This is a genomic window from Dactylosporangium sp. NPDC049140 (genome assembly GCF_040648435.1).
On the sequence record NZ_JBEZDS010000163.1, the window covers coordinates 1 to 1,195 of the forward strand.

General features: G+C 68.0%; 1 protein-coding gene. It reads right to left on the bottom strand.

Annotation, left to right across the window (positions count from 1 at the left end):
- Positions 1-244: 244 nt before the first annotated feature.
- Entirely contained in the window at positions 245-934 is a 690-nt protein-coding gene (locus AB0B76_RS58995) for an IS6 family transposase (RefSeq protein WP_360395217.1), read from the bottom strand.
- Between the last annotated feature and the right edge of the window lie 261 nt (positions 935-1,195).

Sequence of the window (1,195 nt, forward strand, 5' to 3'; positions counted from 1 at the left end):
GGGCGCACTCGGATGCCGTCCGGGGCCGGCCACGTCTCGTTCGCGGCACCCACCACATCGATGCCGATCTGGTAGGTGCCGTCGACAACGGTCCATTGCCGACCGTCGAACTGCCGGCGGACGGTGCAGTCCCGGCACCGCCACACCGACACCCACAGCTCCGCGGACCCCCTCATGCCGACACTGAGGGCGCTGTTGCATTTGCCGATCGGAGGGCGCGTTCGAGCGTGTGCCGGCCCGGTCTTCAGATGGCGGTGGCGAGTTCGGTGAACGCGGCGGCGATGCGGAGTCCGCGTGGGGCGTCGAGTCCGAGTTCGTAGTGTCCGCGGCGGAGGTTCTGCATGAAGGCGTGTCCGGCGATGATCGTCTGTGCGGTCCGGTCGGTGCGTAGGCCGCGCATGGGTCTGAGCCGGTGCTTGAGCTGGCTGTGGTCGGCCTCGATCCGGTTGTTGGCGTGCCGTTCGACGTGGTGCCACGCCGAGGGAACCAGCGCATCGAGCACGGCCGGGTACACCGGCGCCGCGTCGGTGATCACCTCGGTGGGTCGCACCTTCAGTGTGGCCATCGCCCGGCGGAAGAACCGGCGTGCCGCAGCGGCGTCGCGGCGGGCGCAGACGAGCACGTCGATGACCTGCCCGTCCTGGTCAACAGCCCGGTATATGTACCGCCAGACACCGTTGACCTTGACGTAGGTTTCGTCGGTGCACCACCTGTCGCCGGGTGCGTGCCGGCACCACCTGGCCGCGTCGGCCAGCAGCGGGGTGAAGCGTTGCCCCCAGCGGAAGACGGTGACGTGGTCGGCCTCGACACCCCGCTCAAGCAGTAACTCCTCGACGTCGCGGTAGGAGAGGTTGTACCGCAGGTACAGCCGGACGGCGACCATGATGACGTCGGGCGGGAACCGGAACCCGGCGAACGCCGACCGTGGTGGCAGGACCGGACGCCGACGGTTCGAGACCTTCACCGATCAAGCCTGCCTGACCAGGGCAACGCTCAACGCAACAGACCCGTCCTGCGCGTCCAAGTCACGCCCTTCCCCGTCAAGCCCCTTTACCAAGGATGCCCTTCAAGCTCCATGGACTCGCTGATCTCGTACGACACGAAGCCGTGGGTTCGTCGGGTCGGTCCGGCTGGTATTCGTCGGCGTCTGGGGCGCGCCCGACACTCGATGGCCTTGGCGGGGTTTGACCGGTTG